The 20,499-nt window shown below is 27.5% G+C and carries 23 protein-coding genes and 1 tRNA gene; 2 read left to right on the forward strand and 22 right to left on the reverse strand.

The genetic code is table 11. The features are described 5' to 3' along the window. Positions 1 to 554: 554 nt before the first annotated feature. Both ON17_RS00230 and ON17_RS00235 read left to right on the forward strand, forming a co-directional pair. On the forward strand, positions 555 to 905 hold the full coding sequence (locus tag ON17_RS00230; RefSeq protein WP_017191460.1) for a hypothetical protein: 351 nt from the start codon (positions 555 to 557) through the stop codon (positions 903 to 905). 187 nt (positions 906 to 1,092) lie between these two features. Beyond that, positions 1,093 to 2,484: a hypothetical protein gene (locus ON17_RS00235; protein WP_017191461.1), complete on the forward strand. Its 1,392-nt coding sequence runs from the start codon at positions 1,093 to 1,095 to the stop codon at positions 2,482 to 2,484. Between the two features lie 79 nt (positions 2,485 to 2,563). Here the strand turns inward: ON17_RS00235 and ON17_RS00240 are convergent, their stop codons facing one another. The 22 genes from ON17_RS00240 to ybeY all read right to left on the reverse strand — a co-directional run bounded on the left by ON17_RS00240 (position 2,564) and on the right by ybeY (position 20,333). Next, a complete protein-coding gene (locus ON17_RS00240) occupies positions 2,564 to 3,007 on the reverse strand; it encodes an iron-sulfur cluster assembly scaffold protein (RefSeq protein ID WP_261974240.1) in 444 nt (147 codons plus the stop codon). A gap of 19 nt (positions 3,008 to 3,026) precedes the next feature. Then, the gene (locus ON17_RS00245) at positions 3,027 to 4,223 is read right to left on the reverse strand and encodes an aminotransferase class V-fold PLP-dependent enzyme (RefSeq protein WP_017191463.1); all 1,197 of its coding nucleotides are present in this window, start codon (positions 4,221 to 4,223) and stop codon (positions 3,027 to 3,029) included. 90 nt (positions 4,224 to 4,313) lie between these two features. Continuing rightward, on the reverse strand, positions 4,314 to 5,222 hold the full coding sequence (locus tag ON17_RS00250) for a MetQ/NlpA family ABC transporter substrate-binding protein (RefSeq protein ID WP_017191464.1): 909 nt from the start codon (positions 5,220 to 5,222) through the stop codon (positions 4,314 to 4,316). Between the two features lie 53 nt (positions 5,223 to 5,275). Then, positions 5,276 to 6,154 carry a MetQ/NlpA family ABC transporter substrate-binding protein gene (locus ON17_RS00255; RefSeq protein ID WP_017191465.1) on the reverse strand — a complete coding sequence of 293 codons (879 nt, stop codon included), beginning with the start codon at positions 6,152 to 6,154 and terminating at the stop codon, positions 5,276 to 5,278. A gap of 140 nt (positions 6,155 to 6,294) precedes the next feature. Further along, positions 6,295 to 6,714, reverse strand: coding sequence for an OsmC family protein (locus ON17_RS00260; RefSeq protein ID WP_026071974.1), 420 nt, complete (start codon positions 6,712 to 6,714; stop codon positions 6,295 to 6,297). 55 nt (positions 6,715 to 6,769) lie between these two features. Then, positions 6,770 to 7,132: a super-infection exclusion protein B gene (locus tag ON17_RS00265; RefSeq protein WP_017191467.1), complete on the reverse strand. Its 363-nt coding sequence runs from the start codon at positions 7,130 to 7,132 to the stop codon at positions 6,770 to 6,772. 16 nt (positions 7,133 to 7,148) lie between these two features. Then, positions 7,149 to 7,358, reverse strand: coding sequence for a YneF family protein (locus ON17_RS00270; RefSeq protein WP_017191468.1), 210 nt, complete (start codon positions 7,356 to 7,358; stop codon positions 7,149 to 7,151). An 84-nt stretch (positions 7,359 to 7,442) separates the two neighbouring features. Next, the gene (rsmD, locus tag ON17_RS00275) at positions 7,443 to 8,009 is read right to left on the reverse strand and encodes a 16S rRNA (guanine(966)-N(2))-methyltransferase RsmD (RefSeq protein WP_017191469.1); all 567 of its coding nucleotides are present in this window, start codon (positions 8,007 to 8,009) and stop codon (positions 7,443 to 7,445) included. Positions 8,010 to 8,025: 16 nt separating this feature from the next. Then, positions 8,026 to 8,592 (reverse strand): bis(5'-nucleosyl)-tetraphosphatase (symmetrical) YqeK, encoded by a 567-nt coding sequence (yqeK, locus tag ON17_RS00280; protein ID WP_017191470.1) that lies wholly within the window; start codon positions 8,590 to 8,592, stop codon positions 8,026 to 8,028. Positions 8,593 to 8,601: 9 nt separating this feature from the next. Then, positions 8,602 to 9,162 (reverse strand): YqeG family HAD IIIA-type phosphatase, encoded by a 561-nt coding sequence (locus ON17_RS00285; protein WP_017191471.1) that lies wholly within the window; start codon positions 9,160 to 9,162, stop codon positions 8,602 to 8,604. Positions 9,163 to 9,167: 5 nt separating this feature from the next. Next, complete coding sequence (greA, locus tag ON17_RS00290) at positions 9,168 to 9,641, reverse strand: transcription elongation factor GreA (RefSeq protein ID WP_017191472.1); 474 nt, start codon at positions 9,639 to 9,641, stop codon at positions 9,168 to 9,170. 38 nt (positions 9,642 to 9,679) lie between these two features. Further along, positions 9,680 to 10,285: an O-methyltransferase gene (locus ON17_RS00295; RefSeq protein WP_017191473.1), complete on the reverse strand. Its 606-nt coding sequence runs from the start codon at positions 10,283 to 10,285 to the stop codon at positions 9,680 to 9,682. A gap of 42 nt (positions 10,286 to 10,327) precedes the next feature. Next, the gene (gene ruvX, locus ON17_RS00300; RefSeq protein ID WP_017191474.1) at positions 10,328 to 10,846 is read right to left on the reverse strand and encodes a Holliday junction resolvase RuvX; all 519 of its coding nucleotides are present in this window, start codon (positions 10,844 to 10,846) and stop codon (positions 10,328 to 10,330) included. Further along, on the reverse strand, positions 10,837 to 13,434 hold the full coding sequence (gene alaS, locus ON17_RS00305; protein WP_017191475.1) for an alanine--tRNA ligase: 2,598 nt from the start codon (positions 13,432 to 13,434) through the stop codon (positions 10,837 to 10,839). The genes ruvX and alaS overlap by 10 nt, the downstream gene beginning before the upstream one ends. 97 nt (positions 13,435 to 13,531) lie before the next feature. Further along, positions 13,532 to 13,720 (reverse strand): 50S ribosomal protein L32, encoded by a 189-nt coding sequence (gene rpmF / locus ON17_RS00310; protein ID WP_017191476.1) that lies wholly within the window; start codon positions 13,718 to 13,720, stop codon positions 13,532 to 13,534. Between the two features lie 122 nt (positions 13,721 to 13,842). Continuing rightward, positions 13,843 to 13,919 (reverse strand) — tRNA-Arg (locus ON17_RS00315). A gap of 79 nt (positions 13,920 to 13,998) precedes the next feature. Next, entirely contained in the window at positions 13,999 to 14,445 is a 447-nt protein-coding gene (locus tag ON17_RS00320; protein ID WP_017191477.1) for a class I SAM-dependent methyltransferase, read from the reverse strand. Further along, positions 14,442 to 15,695: a sigma-70 family RNA polymerase sigma factor gene (locus tag ON17_RS00325; RefSeq protein ID WP_017191478.1), complete on the reverse strand. Its 1,254-nt coding sequence runs from the start codon at positions 15,693 to 15,695 to the stop codon at positions 14,442 to 14,444. The genes ON17_RS00320 and ON17_RS00325 overlap by 4 nt, the downstream gene beginning before the upstream one ends. An 85-nt stretch (positions 15,696 to 15,780) precedes the next feature. After that, positions 15,781 to 17,676 carry a DNA primase gene (gene dnaG / locus ON17_RS00330; protein ID WP_017191479.1) on the reverse strand — a complete coding sequence of 632 codons (1,896 nt, stop codon included), beginning with the start codon at positions 17,674 to 17,676 and terminating at the stop codon, positions 15,781 to 15,783. Positions 17,677 to 17,705: 29 nt separating this feature from the next. Next, positions 17,706 to 19,064 carry a glycine--tRNA ligase gene (locus ON17_RS00335; protein ID WP_017191480.1) on the reverse strand — a complete coding sequence of 453 codons (1,359 nt, stop codon included), beginning with the start codon at positions 19,062 to 19,064 and terminating at the stop codon, positions 17,706 to 17,708. A 53-nt stretch (positions 19,065 to 19,117) separates the two neighbouring features. Further along, positions 19,118 to 20,005 (reverse strand): GTPase Era, encoded by an 888-nt coding sequence (gene era, locus ON17_RS00340; RefSeq protein WP_017191481.1) that lies wholly within the window; start codon positions 20,003 to 20,005, stop codon positions 19,118 to 19,120. A gap of 43 nt (positions 20,006 to 20,048) precedes the next feature. Next, positions 20,049 to 20,333, reverse strand: a complete 285-nt coding sequence (gene ybeY / locus ON17_RS00345) for an rRNA maturation RNase YbeY (protein WP_017191482.1) — start codon at positions 20,331 to 20,333, stop codon at positions 20,049 to 20,051. Positions 20,334 to 20,499 lie beyond the last annotated feature (166 nt).

A 20,499-nucleotide genomic window follows, 5' to 3' on the forward strand; every position in this document is an offset into this window, starting at 1 on the left:
CTCTATACTTGACTTTTGAAAAAGAAGGTTTATAATATAAATAATCATATCAATTAAACGAAAGATTTTAGTCAGGGCGTTTCTTTTACAGAAAGATCAATTCAAAAAACAAAAGTTATTCATGTAGTTTTAAACAAAAATAGCACTTCTTCGGATGTTTTAAATTATATTAAAACCGACATTAACCCTTCTTATAAATGGCAGCGTTTCTTCAAGCACTTCTTATAATAAAGAAAAAGATGGCAATATGTAATGGTATATCAAAAACGATGACGAAGAATTTATGGGCGTTTATTTTGACGGCGGTAACAGAAAAGGAAGAGATCATTTTTACGAATTTGTTGATTTAAGATGGTTAGGAAATGGTTCTGCAAAAATGTATTTTTTTTTGGAAATTTGACACACCAGAGAAAAACCAAATAGCAAGAGCAAATTAATAAAAGGATCTCATTTTTTACAAACCTCGCAGGAAAATATATAGCCAAAGAAATTTATAAAAAATTATTTCAAAAAGTTGTTGCAAAAACTCCAATTCCCGAACCTTTTTTATAAAAGTGGCTACTTCAGCAGCTAAGGATGCGGCCATCAAACAAGTTTTTGAAGTTATTGAATTACTTATAGAAAATAATCCAAATACTTTAGAATTGGTCAATAATATAATAATAATTCCTATTGAAAATGTGGCTATGGGAATTACTGATTTGGTTGATTATGTTCCGATAATTTGTAACGTTACAGGACTAGGTTGCAAAATTTATCAAACATATTCTACAGTTACAGACGCTCCAACAGAAATGTTACGTAAAACTGGAAAAACCTTCAGTTCGAGAGTAAATAAGTTTCAAAACTCCACAGTTTTTTTAGACACTTTAAGCGCGCGCAACAGGTTAAATAGTCGCTCCTAAACAATTTTCTTGCCCTTTCGGACTATTAAATGATTGATGGATATCAGAATGAGAATAGTTTTTTTATTGTATAATAAAAGTGTATTTAATGATATTTTTCATTTTTTTGACTTTCTCAATTCTTATTTTGTTAAAGATAAACCCAATAATTTCAAATGAATAAAATTTCACACAGAAGAGGAAATATTTGCAACCGCCACAAGATAATAACAATAATAGTTATGCTTTGACTAAATTTTTTTTAATCCCTATTTTATCATTATTGCTTGTTATTGCGTTTCTATTTGTCTTTTATAAACTTCATCAACCATATATAATAGATACTTCTTTATCAGCCGATAATATAAAGGAATATCATTACAACACTAAAGAATCTAATCAAAATATGGATATTGATAGCGAAATAAATGAATACGATCCTATCACAGGCAATTTAATTAAAACCATTTTCACCGAAGGAAATGTTAAAGAATATGATCCTATCACAGGTCATTTAGTTCAAGAAAAATTCTCTAACGGCTATATTAAAAAATATAACGATCAACAACAAGTCATTAAAGAGATTTTACCTAATAAAATTAAAATTTATTACGAATATGATCCAGAAACGCAGTCTTTATTAAGGATTGTAGTTAACGATTTTAAAACTTTTCAATATGATCTTAAGACCGGTAAAATAGAAAAAATTTTACTTTCTGATGGAACCATCACCGAATTTAACACGGAAGATAATCAATTTCAACAAGAAATTTCCCCCGATAAAACTATTAAAAAATTAAAAGGGGATATAATGGAGATTATTCTCCCTACAGGATGGGCAAGAGAATATGACGTTATTAAGGGACATTTATTAAAAGAAATCACGCCCAAAGGCGTTGTTAAAGAATACCGTAATATTTTAAATCAAGAAATTTTGCCAAACGGAAACATCAGAATATACGAAGATAATAGTGTGAAAGAAGTTTCTTCAGAAAATAAAATTATTACAGAATATGATATTAACACCAAAAGAATAAAAAAAATTATTCACCCGAATGGCGATGTTAAAGAATTTAGCTTGTATAAAAACCATTTACAAAAAGAAATTTTATCAGACGGAACGATCAAAGAATATAATATTGACAATAACATTCTTATTAAAGAGTTTTTACCTGATAAATCTATTAAAGAATATGATCCGAAAAAGGGTTTTTTATTAAAACATACTTTACCAGATGGAAATGTTTTACAATCGATACCAGATTTTGATCCTGATAGTCATAAATTAATTAAAATCTGTTTGCCGGATAAAACGATCATCGAAATGGATGCAGAAAAAGACCTTATCATAAGAGAAATTACTTCAGATAAAACCATTAAAGAAACTATTTTCGGTTATGAACCAGAAACTAATAAATTGGTTAAAATTATCTTTCCTAATGGTCATATTAAAGAGTTTGATCCTATAAAAGACTATCTAATTAAAGAAGTTTTGTCTAACGGAATAACCATTGATTATGAATACGACCCTCTAACGGATGTTTTATTAAAAACCGTTTCCTCTGATGGTCAAATTATTGATTACCAATTAACCGAATAAATCGTTACTATAATAAATTAATCCCTACTATATACCAAAAAAAGCCTTTTTAATTTTTAAAAAGGTTTTTTTTGGTATATTATTTTAAGGAAGAATGGTTTTGTTCGATATTTTTTTGTATAGCTTCCCAAGGGAGGCTGATGCATAAAACTCTACTGGAAGGTTGTTTCAATAAGTTAAACACTTTCAAGTCAGGGTCTATTTGCGTTTCATCATAGTTTTTATCTTTCACCATTCCTAAAAAATGATTCACTTTATTGAGTGTTTCGGGAATAGTTTTCTTTTTTAAATGTACTGACATTAAACTAGCTGATGCACAACATACTGCGCAAGCTTGAGTATCGTGTTTAATATCAACGATAACGCCATCTACTATTTTGATTTGTAAATCTATAGCATCGCCACAAGAGTTATTTTGATAATGAATATGTAAATAACTATCATCTTTAACTAAACCATGATTTTGGGGATAGCTAGAATGCTGAATCATTAATTTTTTTTGTAATTCGTTCATTACACACATTAGTTAATTCCTTTGATTTTTAAATTAAACTAAAAAAATCTTTTATTTTTTTTAAATGAGTAATTAAAAAAGCTATATCTTCTTCAGTGTTGTGTAACCCAACAGACACTCTAATAGTGCTTATTTGGTTTAATTTTTTAGAAGCTAAATTAGCACAATGCAGACCTGTTCTAAGATAGATATTATGTTTAGCTAAAGAACTTTCGACATCATGAGCATGAATTTTGTCAAAAACAAAAAGTACTAAATTATCAGCACCTTCGTTTAAAACCTTAATTTGTGGGATTTTTTTAAATTCTTCTTTAATTTTAGCAACCATTTTTTTATTATGTTGATGAATCTTGTCTATTCCAATAGATTCGATAAATTCTAAACTTTTTTTAAAAGCAATAACTGAGCCTATATTAGGGGTTCCTGATTCAAATTTATAAGGAGTATCTCTTAAAACATAACGATCTTTAAAAACTTCTTGAATAGTACCACCACCTAAAAAAGAAGGTTTCATTTTTTCTAAATGTACTTTTTTACCGTAAAGGATGCCTACGCCAAAAGGTCCATAAATTTTATGAGCCGAAAAAGCCATAAAATCAACATCTAAATCTTTCATATCTAAACGTTGATGAGCTACGGATTGAGCAGCATCTAAAATTACTAACACATCTTTTTGATGAGCAATTTTAGCGATTTCTTTAATAGGAGTTTCATAACCTAAAACATTAGACATATGAGTTAAAACTACTATTTTAGTTTTATCGGTTAAAACAGTTTTAAAGTTCTCAACAGTGATTTTGTTTTGGTCGCTCAAAGGCACAAACACTAATTTAGCTTGTTTATCTTCTGCCGCTTTAATACAAGGTAAAACAGATGAATTATGTTCTAATTCTGAAGTAATAATTTCATCTCCTGGTTGGATGTTTTGCGAAAGAATTTGTGTTAACATATTTAAAGATTCAGTCGTTCCTTTGGTAAAGATAATTTCTTCAGGTTCTGCGTTGATGAATTGAGCCGTTTTTTCTCTTGTTTCACCCATTAAACGATTGTTTTGCACAGATAAAGTGCCGAAAGATCTAAAATTCATGCCATTATTATTATAAAAATCTGACATAGCATCTATCACTGTTTGTGGTTTTAAAGAAGTAGAAGCGGAATCGAAATAAACTAATTTAGGATTTTTTTTAAAAATAGGAAAATAGGAACGAAAAGAATTATCTTTCATAAGTGGTTATTAAACTCCTTTTTTCAAAAAAATATCACCCGCGAGGATGTCATAGTTTTTTGTTTTTTTGTATCAAATAGTTATGGATAATTATTGTTCGAAATTAGCTAGTATGTCTGCTTTTAATTTATCAGGGTTTTGCACCATAACGTAATCTTTGCCTGGTCCACCAGCTTCAAACATAGTTTTTTGCACTTTTTCGTGTTTTAAAAATCTTTTAACCGCTTGGACTTTTTCATCATCTTGGTTGTTTTTTCTAGAAGCTAAAATAATAGCGTAAGAAGAGAAAACGATATTATTTTCTTGTTCTTCGGGACTTACAGTACCGATTCTTTTGAAATCAGGGTTTTTTCTCATAAAACCAGGACAGTTGATAGATAAATCGTATTTAGTTGGATCGGCGAATAATTCCACTACTTTAAATAAATTATTAGTTTTAACAAAATCCAAATTATAAATATTTTCTATATCGTCTAAGTTCAAATTATAACCTTTAGCTTTGATCACTTCTTCATCGATTTTAACTAATTTTAAATTATTTAACAACAAAAGAGAACGTGAAAAATCACATGGTGCTGCGAACAAATCATTAAAAGGAGCGAATAATAATCTTAAATTTTTATGTTTTTTAACATCTTCTACTGATTGAAGTTTTAAAGGGTTTTTTTGATGAACGTATAGACCGTAACGAGGGTGAAAAAACGGTTGCACCATCGTTAATTTAGTTTCTTCATCGGTTGCCGAAAAATCGTTATAAGAATTCATAGTGTGGTAATTATTAGAAATGCTCACATCTACAAGACCTTCTTTAAGAGCGTCATTGCAAGTAATTTGATATTTTTCTTTTAATTCTGCTTCAGAAATAACTTCTAAAATGTAGCCATCTTCGATTAAATGTTTAGTACTTTGTAAAGTATTTAAAGAAGAAGGAAAATTAGTAGCTATTTTAATAGTTTTTTTAGGTTTATTATCGTTGTGATTGTTAGCTAAGTTATTCATAATTGTATCCTTTTAATCTTTTTATTTATTATTTTTCTTGACGGTTATACAGTTTATAACCAATTTTTAATTAGTCTATCTTTTAATTCTTCAGGTTTTTCAATCATAACATAATTTTTCATTCCGTTATGAGTTTGATTCACGTGAAACGCTTTAACTTCGGGATCTTTTAGAATTTGTTTTAGTATATTGATCTCTTCGCTATTTTGATTATCTTGTCTAGAAATCATACCAATAGCGTATGATTCTACTATTTCGTTAGTTGGTTCATTTTCGCCTGTGATATTAGAACCGATTCTGATAAAATCAGGGTTGCTATTCATAAAAGCAGGCCAATTAACCATTAAATCATATTCATCAGGATTTTCAGCAAATTTAAAAGGAATTTGAGAAGTTTTAGTAAATTCTAAATTATAAGGATTGGTGATATCAGAAAAATTAATATTTAATCTTTTTTCTTTTAAAACCTCTTCAGGAATATCGATTAATCCGTTATTTCTCAACACTAAAAGAGAACGGGAAGTATCACAAGGTTCAATGAAAGAAAAAGCCACAGCTAATAAGACTTTTAAATTTTTATGTTTTTTAACTTCTTCTAAACTTAATAATTGTTTTTTGCTTTTTTTATTAGCGTATAAACCGTATTTAGAATGATAAAAAGGTTGAATAAAAACAAAAGGTTCTTGTTTGTTTTTAATTAAAAAATCATTAGTCGCTTTAAAAACATGAATATTAGTGTAAATCAAACCATCAATTTTTTTACTTTTTAAAATATCTATATTTTCTTCAGTCCAATTAGTTTTGACTACTTCTAAATCGATACCTTTATCGTAATATAATTCTTTAGCTTTATTTAAGGTATTAATAACCGCTTGTATCGGGCTACCAACTTTAACTACTTTTCTTTCTTTTTTATTGTTTAAATTCTTCATATTAAAATCCATCTTTCTTTTACAAACAATAATTATTTTTTCAAATGATATAAATTTTTATCTTATATTAAAACGCGTTTTAAAAACCTAAAAAATCCTATGAAATTTAGGTCAATTTCTTTTTAACTTTGCAAATTTTTTTAAGCGATACTTTCGTATAAAACAGCACTTAAGATTAAATGAGGATAATCATTTAACATTCTAGAAACAGGACATTTAGTATGAACTGTATCCATGATTTCAGTTGTTTCTTGTACGGAGGCTTCTTTAATGCCCATAATAAGTTCTAATTTGAAATAAAAACCTTGTTCATCTTTAGAAGTGCTAGTTGACACTTTTATTTTAATGTCTGATAAATGCGGTTTTTTCAAAGCAAGATATTTTTTAGTAGTTTTATAAACACACACTAATAAAGATAAACTCATTAATTCTCTTGGATCACTGTAATTATCGTTAGCATTAGTTAAAGCTGAATCTAATTTAGTTTTTAAACCGTTTTTAACGATTCCTATATCGTTTAATCTTTCATCATGATAAGCGATTAATTTTAATTGACTCATTTTGTTTTCCATTCCTTTGTAATTTTTCAACGATAAAAGAATTATATTTCTCCTTTTAAAGTTGATGATTGGTGAATAAATATATCTCTCTTAAAGTTTTATCTTTGTTCACTAAATTAAAGATTTCTATATTGATAGCGTAAAAAGAGTGTAGAGGATTTGTATTATCGTCTTTTATTTTTCTTAAAATATTTAATTTCACTAAATTAAAAGTAATAGAAGAATTTTTAGTTAACGGAAATTCTTTATTTTTATTTTGTAAAAAACTTTTTAATACTTCTTTTTCTATATCCGAACAATTCAGTAAATATTTTTTCATTTTCATTTTAACTTTTCTGTCGTAAAGAAAGTTCATGAAAAAAAGAACTCCCACCACAATGAAAACGATTGCAAAACAAACTAAATAACTTTGGTTCATTGAATAAAACCTCCTTTTATTTTTTTTTGAAAGAAGACATGATTTGTTTAATTTGTTTCTCTCCTGGGGTTCTTCCCATTTGTTTAAACATTTCTTTAATTTGTCTTTCCGTAATAGGAGGATTTTTTTCTAAATATTTTTTGAACCAACGGAACATGAAAAAAGCTCCTACAACAATTCCTAAAATTAATCCTAATAAAAACAAACAAGTTCCGATCCAATTCATATGATATAATTCTCCTTTTTTATAAAATAAATTTATAAAATAAAATCATTCAATTTTATTATAATTTAAAACATAAATAAATTTTCATGATAAAGCAAAGAAAACTTTGCGATAATAGTTTAACTTCTTGCTACCGTATTTTTTACTTTTAATTAAATGAAAATCGTTTATTTTTGACGGCAAATTCATCTTGTGACTGGTTTCGTAAATCACTAAACTATTTTGATTAGTTAAGGGACTTAAAATATTGAATAAAGGCTCAAAATAATCAGAAAAATACGGAGGATCTAAAATGATTAAACCAAAGATTAACTCTTCTTTAATAAATTTTTTCAACATTCTAAAAGCATCGCCATAAAAAATATAAACTTCATCATTCTTTAGTTGCAATTTTTGGCAGTTTTTTTTAATTGTTTTATAAGCAGTCAATAAATTATCCACCATATAGATCGCTTTAGCTTTTCTACTTAAAGTTTCAAAACCATAAGCTCCTGAACCAGAGAATAAATCTAGCACCGTTTGACCTTCTATTTCTACCCCAATTGTATCAAATAAAGCTTTTCGAACTAAATGAGAAGTACTTTTGGTTTTTTCCGAAGGAACTAAATTTAATCTAAAACCTTTGTATTTTCCTGAAATAATTTGTAACATTATTCAACACCATTATTTATTTTTTCAATTTCTTTTCTAAAGAAGTTAAAATGGCCAATTGTTCTTCAGAATGTTTAAAACCTTTAGATTGATAATATGCAAAATTAAATTTTAAAAGTTGATAAACCGCTTGATCTAAATCTTCAAAAGCCAATTTTCTAAAATAATTAACTTGCGGAAAATCACGATTATTTTCTAATTTATCACTTAATAAAATAATTTTATCCAGCTTATTCATCGTCTTATGACCCCAAACATGTTTTCTAATAGCGTTTAAAATTTTTTTATCACTAATTTTAAACTCTTTTTCTAACACCACAGGAGCACTAAAAGCGTGATACATAAAAGTAGCTTGTTTATATTTATTAATGATTTTTTTATCTAAAACGGAGACATGGAATTCTAAAGAATCGTTTTTAGTATAATCATGAAATAAAGCAGCTATTTGCGCTTGCAAGATGTCTGCTTTATGAAAACGAGACAATTCCATAGCTTTCCTATAAACTCCTAAAATATGGTTCAATCTAGGAGCATCATTTTTAAATTTTTCGTTTAATTTTTTTAAAATATTTTCTATTAACATAAATCACAATCATTTTTCTAATTCAACAAAGTTTTTAAATTTTTGTTGATAAATTTTCGGATTATTTTTTTTGATTTTTTTGATGTAAGGTCTTTCGATAAAATAACGGCTTAAACGAGAAAATAATGATTCGTTGTTTCTATTAATCGGTTTTACTAAAATAGAAGTAATCTTCATTTTATTAGCTCCTAAAATATCCGTTCTTAATTGATCACCGATCATAACTGTTTCTTCTGCTGAAACGTTAAATTTTTCCAAAGCTTTTAAAAAACCCCATGAAGAAGGTTTTTTATGAAAAAAAGTAAGCGGAATATAATCAAAATTGTTTTTTAAAACAGTTTCCAATCTTTTTTTAGAAGCATTCGAAAGAATCACTATTTTAAATAAGGGTTGAATTTGTTGTAAAAATTGTTTATTTTCTTCACTTAAAGTTTTTTGGTTGTTTTCTAATAAAGTGTTGTCTAAATCAAAAAACAACGCTTTAATACCCTTTTTCGCCAAATATTCATAAGGGATATCTAAAAAAGAATCATAATAAAATTTAGGCAAATATTTATTCGCTTTCCCCATTTTATCTATTCTATTTTTAGAATTTCTACTGTAAAGTTTTTGCCAGTTTCAGTTTTAACCACTACTTTATCGCCTATTTTGCAACCTTGAATACTTTGACCAATAGGAGATTCAATAGAAATTTTATCAACAAAAGGGTCTGCTTCTAAAATTCCTACTAAATGTAGGTTTTTTTCTTCCATAGTATCTAAAAATCTTAAATGCACTTTATTCCCAATATTGATGTCTTTGTTTTTAACAGAAGCACTAATAATATTAACATTTTTTAAAATATTTTGAATTTCTAAAATTCTGGTTTCTATGACAGCTTGTTCGTTTCTAGCTGCACTATAATCAGCATTTTCGCTTAAATCCCCTTGTTCTCTTGCTTCTTTTAAAGCTAATAAGTTTTCGTTTCTTTTAACGTTTTTAAGGTGATTTAATTCTTCGTTTAATTTATCAACTCCTGATTGAGTTAAAGTATAACTTTTTTTATTCATTTTATTTCCTTTATTTGATAATAATTTTAATTTCAAAATTAAATTATTTTAGGTGAAAAATTTTTTTTCCAAGAAATACTTAATCCATCACCAATATCTTTAAAAATAGTTTTAAATTCCCTATTTTCAGTTAAAAAAGTTTTAAAACTGTTTAATTTAGTGATAATTCTTTTCGCACTTCTAGAAATAGTGTTGACATCTAAATTATGAAAATTCAAATTATCACATACAATAACGCCATTATCCTTTAAAAAAAATTGGTATTTCTTAAATAACTTTTCGTATTGAACCTTTGAAGCATCGATAAAAATGAAATCATATTTTTTTTGCGGTTGATAAAAAAAAGCTTCTGACCAAATAACTTCAATTTCATGAGAAATATTTTTTAAAAAATCCTTCGCCAATTGGACGTTGGGATATTCCCTTTCAATGGTTTGAATATTATTTTTCTCATTACTCATAGATAAAGCGCTATAACCAATCGCTGTTCCTATTTCTAAAACATCCCTAAAATTATTGTCAGTTATCATTTTTTCTAAAAATAATTTGGTTTCATCATGTATAATAGGAATTTGATGCGAAATAGCATATGTTTTAATTTCTTGTAAAGTTTTTTCTTTTAGTTCGTTTTTCATACTTGGCATATTTAAATAAATTAACCTTTTTTTATTTGATAATAAAAAACTTTATCTTTTTTTATTTTTCTTTGTCTTTTTCGGCTTTTTTTCTAATTGTTGTTGTTCCAATAATTGATTAGAACGAAAATTTAAAAAATTTTGTAAAATAATCATCGCCGCTATTTCGTCTTTTAGTTTTTTATTTTTCTTTTGTTTGTGTTTGGAAACTTTAGGGCCACTGCTGCTATTTATAGCTTGAAAAGCTTGTACAGTAGATAAACGTTCGTCCCACAAAATTACTTCCATCAAAGGAAAATTATTTTGTAGTTTCTCTTGAAATTTCATACTTATTTTTGCTTTAATGCCAACATCATTATTCATATGTTTAGGATTTCCTAAAATAATCGTTTTAATATTGAATTGTTCTATCACTTCTTTTAAAGGCATTATTAATTCTTCATATTTATGTTGAGTAAAATTAATAGTTTTTAAATTATTCGCGATAATACCAGATTCAGAAAGAGCAATTCCTAATGTTTTTTCACCTAAATCTAAACCTAAAAAAGAATTGTTATTGTTCACAAACAAGTCTTCCATCCCTTTTCTAATTCATTTATTTTCATTATATCTGAACTGAAAGAACGAGCAAAAGTTTTATTTCCACCACCTTTGCCGTTAATAATTTTGTTAATGTTTTTTAAAAATTGTCCCGCATGAACAGTTTTACTTTTCACTAATAAAACAAAACCATTGTTTTGTTTTTGACATAAAATTAAAAAATCATTTTGTAATTTGTCAAATAAATGTTCTAATAAAGTTTTTAAAATATTGGGTTCTATATTGGTTTCATCGTGAATCATAATTAACATTTGTTTTTCAATTTTATCAGGAATAAATTGATCCGCTTTTTGCAAAATTAGTTCAGTTTGTTTTTTGACCATTTCTTTTTGGATAGCGATCTGTTGTTGTTTTAAAGCTTGAACGTAAGATTTATAGTTTTGAATATCTTCATAACTATTATAATTAATCATAATTTTAGGAATAATTTTCGCATTAACTACTTTTTGATCTTGCTCTATTTTATGCAAAATTTGTTGTTCTTCTTTGACAAAAGGACTAATTTTCTGTTCTATAGCATTTCTAACGTTATCCTCGGAAGTGGCTTCAATTCTGTAAATACCAGAACCAATAGAACTGTACGATAAAATGGCGAATCTTTTTAGTTCCATAGTGTTTTTCGCGTGCGTTCCGCCACATAATTGAAGAGAAAAATCGTGGATTTTAACTACTCTTACTGTATCAGAATAATCTTTATCTACTAAAAATTTAGCATCTTTTTTCTGCGCCTCTACAAAAGACATCGCTTTTGTTATAACGGGGTATTTTTGAGAAATCCAATCATTAACTTGGTTTTCTAATTGCATCAAATCATCAAAAGATAAGAGGTTATAATGGTTAAAATCATACCTTAAAACCTTATCGTTCAAAGAGGAACCTTGTTGTTTAATATGTTTTCCAAAAACCTTTCTCAAAGAATCATTTAAAAGGTGAGTTGCCGTATGATTTAAAGAATTTTTGCGTCTATTCTCTGGATCTACGATAGCTACTACCTCTTGTCCTTCGTGAAAGACATTAGCGATTTGATGTATTATTTGACCATTCGGCAATTTCGTCACTTTAGTAACGGGCACATTGTTAATAGTTCCTTCATCGCAAGATTGACCGCCCATACGAGGATAAAAAGGAGTTTTTTCTAAAACAATACCTTCTTTAAACACTTTAAGAACTTTTGTTTTGGCTTCTAAAACTTCATAACCCACAAATTCACTTGGAGCGGTAAAGTTTAAATGATCCGTATTTTGTTCTTTCATCCCATTTTTAAAATCTTTATTTTGGTTTTTTTGAGATAATTTCTTCTGTTTTTGTAAGAAAATATCAAATTGATCTGAATCTACTTCAATATTTCTTTGTTCGGAGAATTCTAAAACAACCTCTTTAGGCAAACCATAAGTATCATAAAGTTTAAAAAAATTTTCATCAGATATTTTATTATCTTCAGTCAATTCTAAAATTTTGACTTCACCCTCTTTTAAAGTGTGCAAAAATTTTTCTTCTTCTTTTTGGATCATTTGAGCAATAACTGTTTCTTTATCTTTTAACTCAGGATAAAATTCTTGCATCATATCAGCCACAGTCGGCACTAATCGATATAAGAAAGGTTGATTTAACCCTATTTTTTTACCTTTTTGAAAAGCTCTTCTTAAAAGTCTTTTGAGAACATAGCCTCTTCCGTAGTTGGTTAAAACAACATCATCTCCAAGACCAAAAACTAATGTTTTAACGTGGTCTGAGATAATTCTAAAGGTTTCGTCCTCTTGATATTTAAACCCGCTTATTTCTTCCATTTCGACAATAATAGGATAGAATAAATCAGTTTCAAAATTAGTTTTTTTATCTTGAAAAATACAAGCTAAACGTTCTAAACCTGCTCCAGTATCTATATTTTTTTGCGGTAATTCTTTATAATTCTCACGTTTTGCTTCAGGAACAGAATTATATTGGGAAAAAACAATGTTCCAAATTTCAATAAAACGATCGTTTTCAATATCGTTTTCAATTAATTCAGGACCTCTTGAATCATATTCAGATCCACGATCAAAAAAGATTTCTGTACAAGGACCACAAGGACCTTCGCCGATTTCCCAATAATTAGTTTTCAAAGGGATTAAATGATTTTCATCTATCCCTTTTTTTAACCAAAAATGATATGTATCTAAGTCTTGATGGAAATAAGTAATATATAATTTTTCTTTTGGTAAAGCGAAAAAACGTTCGGATAATAACAATTCATAAGCCAAATCAATCGCTTCTTCTTTGAAATAACCACCGATAGAGAAATTGCCTAACATTTCAAAAAAAGTGTTATGGCGAGAAGTTTTGCCGATATTTTCGATATCATTATTTCTTAAGCATTTTTGCACATTAACAATGTTTTGAAAACGAACTTTCTCTGAACCGTCAAAATATTTTTTCAAAGGAGTTACCCCAGCATTCACCCACAATAAAGTAGGATCGGATTGCGGTACTAAAGAAGCCGATTTTTCTTGGTAATGACCCTTTTCTACAAAAAAATTTAACCACATTTTTCTAATTTCAGAAGAAGTCATCTTTTTCATTTGTTTATTTTCCTTTAATTTGTTAAATATTTTCCCATAAAATAATTTTATAAATTAAAAAAGATAATTAATATCTTTTTGGGAAAATAGGATATTGTTAATTATCTTTTTTTTTCTTTGACAAAATTAATTTTCCTTTGTAATAACCACTATTAAGAGTAACACGATGGGGTAAAGTAAAATTATTAGTTTCCGGACATACTACTAAAGTTGGTTTGTTTAATTTATAATGTGTACGTCTTTTTCTTTTTGCAGTCTTACCGGTTCTTCTAAAGGGAACAGCCATTTTTTCATCTCCTTTTTTTTATTATCAAATAAAACACTTTCGTAGCAAAATGCTTTATTTGATAATAAAATATTTATTTAATTTTTTACAAAATTTTTTCTTAATTCGTCTTTTTTTTACAATGGCGTTTGAGAAGGGATTCGAACCCCTGACCCACGGCTTAGAAGGCCGTTGCTCTATCCTGCTGAGCTACTCAAACCTTTTAAACAACTATTATTATACTTGAAATAATGTTTTTTTACCATCCAAAATAAAAAAATCTTCATTTTTATTAAATTTCATTTATTTCGGATGACTTTTAAAAACATATAATTAAATTTATCGTGAACAATATAATGGTTTTGAATGGTATAATAGTTTCTTTTTAACCATTCGACTAAAAGATGGATTTTCCCTTGACAACCTAAGATGAAAGGTTTGCCGATATGAGAAGTTTTTTCTAAAATATGGATAATAGTATAAGGACCCATGCCGGCAATCAAAGCCAAATCAAAAGAGGAAGGGATATTTTCAAATCCGTCGCTTAAATAAAATTCCACGGGATAATTTTCTAAATTTTCCCGTGCTTTTTCTAACGGTTGAGGATTGATATCAGAAGCAATCGCTTTTTGAATATAACCTTGTTCAAAAGCTTTTTTTAACACTAAACCATGGTCTGTTCCGACATCTACAACCGTATGATAACCTTGAAGCAAAGAAGCAATAAAATCAATTCTTTTCATCATTTTTTGTTAATATTTTTATATAACATTTTCAATTTATTTTGCCTTGAAGGCGATCTTAGGCGCCTTAAAGCTTTCGCTTCGATTTGACGTATTCTTTCTCGGGTAACACCAAACATAGCGCCGACTTCTTCTAAAGTGTAAATACGATCATCTAACAACCCGTATCTCATTTTTAAAACTTGTTGTTCTCTTACGGTTAAAGCTTCTTCTAAAGTTTCATCTAAAGTATTTTTTAAAGTTTCCTGCAACATGTATTCGTGGGGAGAAACAGCGTTAGCGTCACTAATGAAATCACCTAAAGAAGAATCATCTTCTTCTCGGACTGAAGTTTCTAAAGAAATAGTTTCTTTTTCTATCATCTGAATATCAGTGATTTGTTTAGTTTTAATATTCATTTCTTTAGCTATTTCGTGATTACCTACTTGTCTGGATAAATCTTGCGTTAACTTGCCTCTGCAACGAGAAATTTTATTCATTGTTTCGATAATATGAACCGGAATTCTAATTGTTCTTGCTTGGCCGGCTACTGCTCTGGTAATCGCTTGTCTAATCCACCAAGTAGCGTAAGTAGAAAATTTAAAACCTTTTCTATAATCAAACTTATCTACCGCTCTCATTAACCCCATATTACCTTCTTGAATTAAATCTAAGAATAATATTTTTCTCCCGATATAACGTTTAGCGATAGAAACTACTAAACGATAATTCGCTTCTACTAATTTGCTTTTGCCTAATAAACCTTTTTTGATTAATTCATGGTTTTTTTGAATTTGTTCTGAAGTTAGAGTTATTTCTTTCTTTTTGTATTTAATCATTTGTTTACGTGCTCTAATGCCTTCGTAAACCATTTTCGAATTTTCCCTTTCTTCTTCATGTGTTAATAAAGGTATTTGACCGATTTCTTTCAAATACATTCTGACAGGATCGTCAACTTTAATTGAATTAGAAATTTTTTCTAAATTCAATTCTTCTTGGTAATCTTCTTTACTTTCATCATCTTCAAAAGATAAATTATTTTTTTTCAATTTTTGTTCTTTTAATTTTTTAACATTTTCTTTTTTAATTTTTTTATCTTGAGCGATTAAAAATTTGATAATTTCTTCGTTAAACGGAACCATATTTTTATTAAAACTATTAACCCATCTTAACTTTTTTTTCAACGCAACATTAATAGAACTCATAGTCGCATCTTTGGCTAGTTTGGAATTATGTTTTTTAAATATCTGTTTTATCGTTTGTCTTAAATTCATATTTTTCATCCATTAATTTTATTTTATACAATTTTAGTACGATAATGATAAGATGACTTTTATTTTAGTCTCTTTTAATTGGTTTTTAAAATTTAGCTAACTTTTCTCTTACTTTGTGAAGTTCTAACTTTTTTTGAATTAATTGTTGCCCTTTTTCTTCTATCTGTCGGATATCTTCTTCGTTGCTTATCATTTGAGTTAAGTCTTTTTCTAAAGAAGCGATTTCTTTTTCTATGTTGGCTAAATCATCTAATTGTGTTTTCTTCGATAAAAGTATTTTTACATCTTCTAAATGTGGTAGGTTTTTTTTCTGTTTAAATAAAAAACTATTTTCAATATCTTCTTTGAAAAGATCAAAATCGAATTTTGCTTTTCTTTCTTGAAAAAAATCTTCGTAAAGAAGGGCAAATCTGTCTAAATCCACATGTCGATTGACGTGAATGTTTTCTTCAGGCAAATGTTTTTCGTAATATTCTTTGATTTTGGCAACAATATCAATCAACACCGAATTATGTAAAAAAATAATAACTCTTTTTTCATAAATTAATGGCAAAAACTTATCGCTCAACAAAATTTCAATAATGATATGTTTGTCAGTTTCGTTATATTGTTTTTTATTCATTTTTTTAATATGAATGAATTTATCTGAATCATTGGCGATTTGGCTTAAGAATCGATAACCTTTTTTATCGTTAAATAAGTTGTTTTCTTTATCATAAGTTTGTTCAGCTAAATTTAATGAAATTTGATATGTTTTATACAATTCTTTCGCGTAATATCTTTTAGTTTCTAGATCGTAATATTTCAATAAGGTAACGGTTTTAGACTCTATTTCATTATCACTTTGGTTCTGTTCTTTCCATTCTTCTACATTATAAAAGACAAAATCTTTCGCTTTTTCTTTTAAAGAAGAGAGATTGATTATGTTTTTTTGTAAAATGTATTGGTCTGGATCTAGATTATCAGGCAAAGTTACTATTTTAATTTTAAAATTACGTTTAATCAGTAAAGTCGATATTTTTAGAGCCGCTTCTTTTCCCGCATTATCGCTATCATAAATAATTAAACAATTTTGACTTCTGGATTGAAGTAATTTAGCGTGTTGTTCCGTAAAACTAGTTCCTAAAGTGGCAACTACATTTTTAATCCCTTTTTTATAAAAAGCTATGACATCAAAAACACCTTCAGTTAGAATAATTTCGTTCTTAGTTTGAATATCTTCTTGATGTTGGTATAAACGATATAAAAGATTACTTTTTTTAAATAAAGCAGTTTCCGAATTAAATAAATATTTAGGATATTTTTCTTTTTCTTTAATCAAACGTCCTGAAAAACCAACAATATTACCTTTTTCATCAGTCAAAGGAAACATCAAACGGTCTACGAAAAAATTATAATATTCTTTTTCGTTGTTAGATCTTTGTTTAATTAAACCTAATTTCAATAAATTTTTGGCAGAGAAGCCTTTCTCTAATAAATAATCTTTCAGAGAGTTAAAATCATCGTAAGCATAACCTAAACCAAATTCTTTAATCAATTCTAAAGTCAGTTTTCTTTCTTGAAATAAATAACGTTCTAAAGGGTGATCTTTAATGTTGTCGATAATGTATAAAAGTGAATCATGAAAATATTGTTGCGCAGAATTTAATACATCGTACAAAACATCTTTATTATTTTTCTTTTGTTTTGGCAAATCAATATGAAATTGTTCACATAATTCTTCTACCGCTGTTTCAGTAGAAATATTTTTCAATTGACGCCAATAAGTAACTGGCTTACCCCCTTTACTACAAGACATGCAAAAGGCAATATTCTTTTCTTTAGAAACAGAAAAAGAAGGTGTTTTTTCTTGATGAAAAGGGCATAAGCCCATAAAGTTTTTTCCTTGTTTTTTTAAGATCACACCTGATTTAAGAACTAATTCATAAATAGGTATTTTTTCATTGATTTGTGCAACGAAAGATTCCTTTATTTTATCCATAAAATCATTTTTTCACCACTTTAAAATTCTTAAAACAATAATTTATTTTCTATATAATCGCGGATTTTTTCAATAGGTATTTTATGTTGTTTCATAGTATCTCTATCTCTAATTGTTACCGTATTATCTTTTAAAGTTTGATCATCTACCGTACAACAAAAAGGAGTACCTATAGAATCTTGTCTTCTATATCTTTTACCAATGCTTTGGTTTTCATCATAAGTTAATTCGAAATAATTAGATAATTTTTTTTGCAATTCTTTTGCTTTATGACAATGAATTTTTTTCATCAAAGGTAAAATAGCTATTTTATAAGGCGCTAAAAAAGGATGAATTTTTAACACTGTTCGTGAAGTTTCCTCTTTTAGTTGCTCTGTTTCTAAACTGTCAGCTAAAAGAGCTAAAAATAACCTTTCGACCCCTAAAGAAGGTTCAATCACAAAAGGAAAGTATTTTTCTTTTGTATTTTCATCAAAATATTTTAAATCTTTTTTAGAATATTTTTGATGATTTTTCAAATCAAAATCAGTTCTTGACGCTATTCCCCATAATTCATCAAAACCCCAAGGGAAACGGAATAAAATATCAGAAGTAGCGTTAGAATAATGACTTAATTCAGTTTTTTTATTATCTTTTAGTTCTAAATTTTCTTCTTTAATCCCTAATTCTAATAAGAAATTATAAGAATATTCTTTCCAATAAGCAAACCATTCTTGATGTGTTTCGGGTTGACAAAAGAATTCTAATTCCATTTGTTCAAATTCACAAGTTCTAAAAATAAAATTACCTGGTGTAATTTCATTACGGAAAGATTTGCCGATTTGACCCACTCCAAAAGGTAATTTTTTCCTAGTAGAATTTAAAATATTTTTAAAATTAACAAAAATACCTTGACAAGTTTCTGGTCTTAAATATAAAGGCTTCTTTTCCTCTATGACAACCCCTTGATGGGTTTGAAACAACATATTGAATTTTTTAACAGGGGCCCAATTTTTGGTTTCTAAAACTTCATTCTCAATTAAATATTGCGTCATTTCTTCAAAAGTTAAGGCACTAACGTCAAAAGAAGGATCGTGACTTTGAATTAATTTATCAGCTCTATAACGTTTATTAGTTTCTTTGTTTTCGGTTAAAGGATCGATAAACATTTCTAAATGTCCGGAGGCTTCCCAAATTTGGGAGTTCATTATAATAGAACTATCCAATAAAACATTATCATTTCTTTCTTGAAAAAATTTCTTTTTCCAAGCTTGTTTAATGTTTTGTTTTAATAAAGTTCCTAAAGAACCGTAATCAAAACTATTCGATAAACCGCCATAAATTTCACTACCTGAAAAAACAAAACCATTCTGTTTAGCAAAAATAATTATTTCTTTTAGAGATAACATGTTTTTATCCTTTGCTTTTTTGTCATAAATAATATAATATATTATTGTTGTATTTAATGCATATATCCTAATTGCTTTAACAAATTAATTCTATTACGCCAATTTTTTTCTACTTTAATCCAGACGTTAAGATGAATTCTTTTGTTTAAAGTGCGGTTGATATCTTTTCTAGCTTCTGTACCGATTCTTTTTATTTTTTCACCCTTAGCGCCGATTAAAATTTTCTTTTGGCTAGGTTTTTCCACTAAAATTAAAACCGAAATTTCCAACAATGAAGGATTTTCTTCCATCGAGCGCATATCTTCTACTGTGACAGCGCATGCATGAGGAACTTCTTCGTGTACGTAATAAAGTATTTTTTCTCTGACTAATTCTGAAATCATTTCTTGTTCTGTCACGTTAGTAACCATGGTGTTATCGAAATAAAGTGGACCTTCTTCTGTTAAAGATAAAATTTTGTCTTGCAAAATATCTACGTTTTGTTGTGTCATAGCAGACAGAGGAATAATGTGTTCGAAAGGAAATTTTTCTAAATAACTAAAAATAATTTTATCAATTAAAATTTTTTGCTTAATTTCGTCTATTTTATTAATCACTAAAATCACTTTTTTATTATGTTGTTGAATAGTTTGTAAAATTTTTTCTTCTTTGAACGTACATTCGCGATCAACTACGAATAAAACAATATCCACATCTTTAATACTTTGTATCGCTAAAGAATTCATATTATTATTTAATAAATATTTTTCTTTATGTATTCCCGGAGTGTCTACAAAAATTAATTGATAATGAGGGTCATTAATGATGCCCATAATTTTATTACGAGTAGTTTGCGATTTAGAACTAGTAATAGAAATTTTTTGTTTTATCAAAGAATTTAATAATGTAGATTTACCTACATTAGTATTGCCTATCATAGTAATAAAACCTGATTTAAACACTAATTTTTTTCTCCTTCAAAATTGATATTATTTATTCAAACAACTATATATCTAAATTATATTCTTTTAAAATTTTATTTTGTATTTCGATCATTTCCAACAATCCTTCTTCTGTTTTGTCTTCATAACCTTTTAAATGTAAATATCCGTGTACAGCTAAAAAAATGATTTCTCTTTGATGACTGTGGTTTAATTTATCCGCCTGTTCAAAAGCTTTGGGTAAAGAAATGATAATATCCCCTAAAGAATCGTCATTAGCATCGTTGACAAAAGTCAAAACATCAGTAGGATAATCTTTTTGACGATAATACAAATTCATTTCTTGCATTTTAATATTATCTATAAAAACGATATGTAGTTTTTTTTTTTTTTTCAAAAGAACTAAATATTTTGAATAAAGCGTTAGTAAAAGGTTTAATATTTATGTCAGTTTGATTATGTATTTTAATAATCATATTAAGTTTTAATTTCCTTTTATATAATATTTTTTATAC

The sequence above is a fragment of the Poinsettia branch-inducing phytoplasma str. JR1 genome, assembly GCF_000309465.1.
Taxonomy (GTDB): Bacteria; Bacillota_I; Bacilli_A; order Acholeplasmatales; family Acholeplasmataceae; genus Phytoplasma; species Phytoplasma pruni.